The organism is Schleiferilactobacillus perolens DSM 12744, assembly GCF_001435585.1.
In the GTDB taxonomy this organism is placed as follows: Bacteria; Bacillota; Bacilli; order Lactobacillales; family Lactobacillaceae; genus Schleiferilactobacillus; species Schleiferilactobacillus perolens.
This window is the reverse complement of the sequence record NZ_AZEC01000033.1, coordinates 1-6,267: the sequence shown is the minus strand read 5'-3', so window position 1 is coordinate 6,267 and position 6,267 is coordinate 1. Positions and strand designations below refer to the sequence as shown.

Annotated in this window: 5 protein-coding genes; all 5 read left to right on the top strand. The window is 43.2% G+C overall.

Annotation, left to right across the window (positions count from 1 at the left end; all coding sequences use genetic code 11):
* Nucleotides 1-962: LacI family DNA-binding transcriptional regulator (locus FD09_RS15290; RefSeq protein ID WP_235812316.1), on the top strand; the 962-nt coding region annotated here is incomplete at its 5' end.
* 123 nt (nt 963-1,085) lie between these two features.
* Entirely contained in the window at nt 1,086-2,450 is a 1,365-nt protein-coding gene (locus FD09_RS15285; RefSeq protein WP_056988609.1) for an SLC45 family MFS transporter, read from the top strand.
* A 20-nt stretch (nt 2,451-2,470) separates the two neighbouring features.
* Nucleotides 2,471-4,723, top strand: a complete 2,253-nt coding sequence (locus tag FD09_RS15280; RefSeq protein WP_056988610.1) for a glycoside hydrolase family 65 protein — start codon at nt 2,471-2,473, stop codon at nt 4,721-4,723.
* Between the two features lie 69 nt (nt 4,724-4,792).
* Entirely contained in the window at nt 4,793-5,812 is a 1,020-nt protein-coding gene (locus FD09_RS15275; RefSeq protein WP_016265828.1) for an aldose epimerase family protein, read from the top strand.
* Between the two features lie 2 nt (nt 5,813-5,814).
* Nucleotides 5,815-6,267, top strand: a 453-nt coding sequence (locus tag FD09_RS15270; RefSeq protein ID WP_057822553.1) for an HAD family hydrolase, incomplete at its 3' end; no start/stop codon positions are given.

The following is a 6,267-nucleotide window of genomic DNA, read 5'->3' as shown; positions in this document are numbered from 1 at the left end:
AAACGCTCATGATTACAATAAAAGATATTGCGCGTCGGGCTGGTGTCTCAGTCTCAACCGCCTCACGTGCGCTAAATAATAATTCAAGAATTAGCCTTAAAACGCGTGAACGAATCCAAAAACTCGCCAAGGATCTTGATTATCTGCCAAATTATACCGCTAAGAACCTGACTCGTGGTGAAGCAAACGTCGTCGGAGTTATTTTTCCAACGGTGGAAAGTTCCTCACCGGAGAATCCGTTCTATATTGATATGCTCCGAGGCATCAATCAGTCGCTAGTCGCCCGACACTATGTTTTATCAATTGCGATTGGGAGCCGAGTTGAAGAGGTCCTTGCTAACGTGACGGCCATGGTTCAACAGGCAAAGGTCAAACGGTTCGTTCTACTATATACGGATGAGAATGATCCGGTCGTTGACTATTTGCGTCGCGAAAATTTGGACTTTGTGGTTATTGGTCAGCCAGTTGGAGATTTGCCGGATCGATACGTCGATAACGACAATGTTCAGGCTGGGCGAGATGCCACAATGGCAATTCTTCAAAATGGCGGGGTTCGAAACCCACTATTTGTTGAATCCGAATATGAGTGGCAATACGAGCGAAATCGCCGAATGGGCTACGAAAAGGCGATGGCGGAAGTCCAATTAGAACCGCTAGTATTTAGATTACCAAAACGCGTTTCTGAAACAGCAGTCGATGTATTTTTGAATCAGCACCAAGATGTCGATGCGGTAATTGCAACCGACGATGTTGGCTTGCTGCGGTTTAATCGGGTTTGGAGCAAAATTCGACACACAAAGAAAATTCCGATGATGAGTTTCAATAAGAGTGAGCTACTAGCGTTGATTGACCAAGATGTCCGCATGGTTGATATGCGGCCGGAAATGCTGGGCAGTCGCGCGGTAGAATTGTTATTTACCGATCGAAATGTTCAAAAATTAATTGTGCAGTACGAGTTGTGAGCAACAACTCTTTTTTATTTTATTTTTTTGCAAACGGTTGCACAAATTATCAAAGCGGTTTATAATTCATTTTGTTAAGAGAAATGGGTTCACATAACCCAAATAAACAGGGAGTGACAAATCATGGAAAATGATTCAGCACAAGGCAACACGGCTACAACGCCAAAAACCAAGTCAATGCCAAAATTGTCTATCGCGACAATTTGGATGATTAGTTTCGGATTCTTCGGTGTTCAAATAGCTTTCTCTTTACAATCTTCACAAATGGGGCGGATCTTCCAAACTTTGGGAGCTGATCCAACCAAATTAGGTTTCTTCTTTATTCTTCCTCCACTAGCAGGTTTAGTGGTTCAACCATTAGTTGGCTATTATTCAGATAAAACGTGGATGCCTAAAATTGGTCGTCGATTACCTTACCTTTTGATGGGATCGTTAGTCGCCGTCATCGTTATGTTCTTACTACCAAACTCTGGTAGCTTAGGATTTGGTTATGGATCACTTGCAGCACTTTGGTTCGGTGCCATCACAATTCTCTTCATGGATTTATCGTCTAACGTTGCCATGCAACCATTCAAGATGATGGTCGGGGACATGGTGAATGATGAGCAAAAAGGATTTGCTTACTCAATCCAAAGTTTCTTATCAAATAGTGGTTCAGTGCTAGCTGCAATTTTCCCATACCTCTTAACTGGTTTGGGTGTTGCTAACATTGCGCCAAAGGGTGTCATTCCGAACTCAGTTATTTTCTCATTCTATACAGGTGCCGTTATCTTAGTTATCTGTAGTGCCTTCACTATTTTGAGAGTTAAAGAATATACACCCGCAGAATATAACGCCTATCACGGTATTACTGAAGCAGATGTTCAAGAAAAAGTTGGTTTATTTACACTTTTGAAACGTGCTCCTAAAGTATTCTGGACGTTAACTCTTGTTCAATTCTTCTGCTGGATGGCCTTCCAATACCTTTGGACTTATGGTGCAGGTGCCGTCGCCAAGAACGTTTGGCGCGCAACAGATCCTGCAAGTGCTGGCTATCAAGCCGGTGCCAACTGGTTCGGTGTTCTATCCGCAATTTACGCTTTAGCTGCCGTTGTTTGGTCATTAGTTCTTGCTAAGATGCCAAATGACAAGCACAAGCCAATGTACGCAACTAGTTTAGTATTAGGTGCCGTTGGGTTTGCCTCAATTTTCGTTGTTCATAATCAATGGGTTCTCATCCTCTCATTCTGCTTGATTGGTATTTCATGGGCCGCAATGATGACGTTCCCATTCACCATTTTGACCAACGCACTTTCAGGTGCCAACATGGGCTCGTACCTTGGTCTATTCAACGGAAGTATCTGTTTACCACAAATCGTTGCTTCAGTATTGAGTTTCGCTTTGTTCCCATTGATGGGCTCATCAATGCCAGGGATGGTTCTCTTAGCCGGTATCTTGATGTTAGTCGGTGCCTTCTCAGTAAGCAGTATTAAAGAAGTATTCGCATAAAAATTAAAGGAGTCTGAATGATGAAACGAACATTTGACGTATCACCGTGGCACATTGTGACCACTAAACTTAATCCAGACGATAAACGTCTTCAAGAATCAATGACCAGTCTTGCAAATGGTAACCTCGGCATGCGTGGATTCTTTGAGGAAGGTTACAGTGGCGACACGCTTCCCGGAATCTACATTGGTGGCGTTTGGTTTCCAGATAAGACAAAGGTTGGCTGGTGGAAAAACGGCTATCCTAAGTACTTTGGCAAAGTGATTAATGCAATCAACTTTATCAAGGTTGGCATTAAAATCAACGGTGAAGTTGTTGATTTGGCTAAGGACAAGGTGAGTGACTTCAACCTTGATTTAGATATGCAACAGGCCGTTCTCGAACGGGCTTTCACTGTTGAAAAGGGTGGCGCAAAGGTTCAGATTTCATTTGAACGATTTGTCAGTGCTGCAACTAAGGAACTCGTTGTTCAAGGGATTATCTTGAAGAATGTGGGTTCTAAAGAAGCTAAGGTTGAATTCAGTTCATCCGTTGATGCTGATGTACAAAATGAAGACGCCAATTACGATGAAAAGTTCTGGGACGTTTTGAAAGTTGCTAAGACTGATAATGAAGCCGAAGTTATTGCGGAAACAAAGCCAAACGACTTTGGAACACCACAATTTACGGTTGGTGCTTTATCAACAGTTGTCACGGACTGGAACAGTGAGTCTGCAGACCAAACCGATGTCTCAGCGACGAACCATTTTAGCGGAACACTGGCTGCTGGTGAGCAAACAATTATCCAGAAGCGCACAGTTGTTGTGTCATCACGTGACTTCCCTAAACAAGCTGATCTTGAGGCTCGTTTAACCCAATTAAATAAAGAAATTTCTGCAACATCATACAGTAATTTATTCAACGCCCACAAAGCTGTTTGGGCAAATCGCTGGAACGTTTCTGATGTTAAAATTGCTGGCGACGATGAAGCGCAACAAGGAATTCGTTTTAACCTATTCCAGCTCTTCTCAACGTACTATGGCGAGGATTCTCGTTTGAACATCGGACCTAAAGGCTTTACCGGTGAAAAATACGGTGGTGCCACATACTGGGATACAGAGGCCTTTGCGGTTCCCGTTTACCTTGGTGTTACGGATCCAAATGTTACCAAAAACTTGTTGAAGTATCGTTACCAACAAATTGACGGTGCCTTCCATAATGCTAAGGAACAGGGCCTTAAGGGTGCTTTATACCCAATGGTTACGTTTGATGGGATTGAATCTCATAACGAATGGGAAATTACATTTGAGGAAATTCACCGTAACGGCGACATTGCCTACGCAATTTACAACTACACAAACTACACTGGTGACAAGTCATACGTTCAGCATGAAGGCGCCAAGGTCTTAACGGAGATTTCACGTTTCTGGGCTGACCGGGTTCACTTCTCAGAACGGAATGGCAAGTACATGATTCATGGTGTTACTGGCCCTGATGAGTACGAAAATAACGTTGATAACAACTGGTATACCAACATTTTGGCACAATGGACGTTGAAATATACGCTTCAGATTCTTAAGGAAGTTTCACCCGAACAAGCTAAGAAGCTGAATGTTAGTGAAGATGAAAAGAAGCATTGGCAAGACATTGTCGACAACATGTATCTGCCATATGACAAAGATCTCAACATCTTCGTTCAACACGATGGCTTCCTAGACAAGGATATCAAGCCAGTCAGCTCACTTCCTAAGGATCAATTGCCACTTAACCAAAACTGGTCATGGGACAAAATTCTTCGTTCACCATACATCAAACAAGCCGATGTTCTTCAAGGAATCTGGGACTTTATTGATGACTTTACACCTGAACAGAAGAAAGCCAACTTTGATTTCTATGAGCCATTAACGGTTCATGAATCAAGTTTGTCAGCTTCAATCCATGCCATTTTGGCAGCTGATCTTCATTATGAAGAAAAGGCAACCGAATTGTATGAACGGACAGCTCGTCTCGATTTGGATAACTACAATAATGACACGGTCGATGGTTTGCACATCACAGCTATGACCGGTGGCTGGTTAGCCATTGTTCAAGGATTCGCTGGCATGCGAGTTCGCAACGGTGAGTTACACTATGCACCATTCCTACCTAAGAAATGGCAGTCATACCAGTTCCGTCAATTGTTCCGCGGTCGTTTGATTGAGGTAACGGTTGATCAGTCTGGTACGAAGCTTGACTTGCTCGATGGCGACCCAATTACGGTTGACCTCGATGGTAAGAAGGAAGAGCTTAAATAGGACTAAAAAAAGGGCAAGAGTGGGAAACTGCTCTTCGCCTTTTTTATTAAAAGAAAGTGGGTGAGACTGGTGGAATCGACTGTTAAAGATTTTGGCCATTTAGAAAATGGTGAGTTAGTCAAAGAATTTACGATTACAAATAAAAATGGTGTGAGCCTCCGCACAATCAGTTACGGAGCAACCTGGACTGGCTACTTTGTGACACCAGAGAAGAATATCATTTTAAATTTTGATAACGTGCACGAATATGAAACGAATCCCTTTCATTTAGGAAACACCATTGGTCGGGTGGCAGGACGGTTGAGCGGCCATACGTTTAACGTCGCTGGATTCAGGGTCAATTTGAAGCCAAACGAAAATAAAAATGTGCTACACAGTGGTAACACGGGCATTGATCGGCTCAATTGGCATGGCGAGATTATTCTAGACGACCAATCTGCCAAAATTCGATATACCATGCAACAGAAAGCAATTTTTCCTGGGACGTTGGAAATGGCCATCACCTATTCTTTAGATGAGGATAACCATGTTTCCGTACAATATGAGGGACGCAGCAACGTGGAAACCCTATTTAATCCGATGACGCATGTTTACTTTAATTTGGATGGACCGGACGCGCCAATCAAGGATGAATTCTTGAAGATAGTTGCGGATAGGCATATCGTGGTAAATGAAGAAAAGATTCCAACGGGTGAAATACAGGTCGTTGAAAATACCCCGTTTGATTTTACAAACCTTGTTAAGCTGGGCGATCAATGTGAAAAACTTGGCGGCAACGAACAGTTTGATGATGCCTTTAAAAAGCCGGATACATCGCTAGGCGTAACACCAAGCTTGTTACTAGTTGATAGCGCAAAGCAGCATCAATTAGAAATGGGCAGTGATCGCAATGGCGTCATTATTTTTAACGTCAATCCCGATTGCATTGGCAAAGATGCGGATTGGCTTGCTGCTCATCCAGATAACGGACTGGCTGTGGAATTACAAACGGTCCCAGATGCGATTCACCACGACGGATTTGGCGACATTGTTTTACCCGCTAATCAAACTAAAACTTACACATCAACTTATTACTATTCGGAGGGATAACCATGAAGTTTGAAGATATTAAGGGATTTGCATTTGATTTGGACGGCGTCATTGCTGATAGTGCCCGATTGCACGCTAAGGCATGGCACCAAACGGCGGATGAAGTTCATTCAGAATGGACACCAGAACTAGCGGAAGCCTTGAAGGGTGTCAGCCGCATGGATTCACTGGAAATGATTTTGAAGGCGGGTGGCCATGAAAATGACTACACCGAGGATGAAAAGGTGGCTTTGGCTACCGAAAAGAACACCAAGTATTTGAAGCTGGTTGAATCATTAACGCCAGATGACGTGCTACCAGGGATGAAAGCCTTCTTAGACGAATTAAAAGCTAGCGGCTATAAAATGTCCGTCGCTTCAGCCTCAAAGAACGCCCCTGCAATTTTGAAGCAGTTGAAAATTACCGACTACTTTGAAGGCGTGGTTGATCCAGCCAAATTGCATGCCGGAAAACCA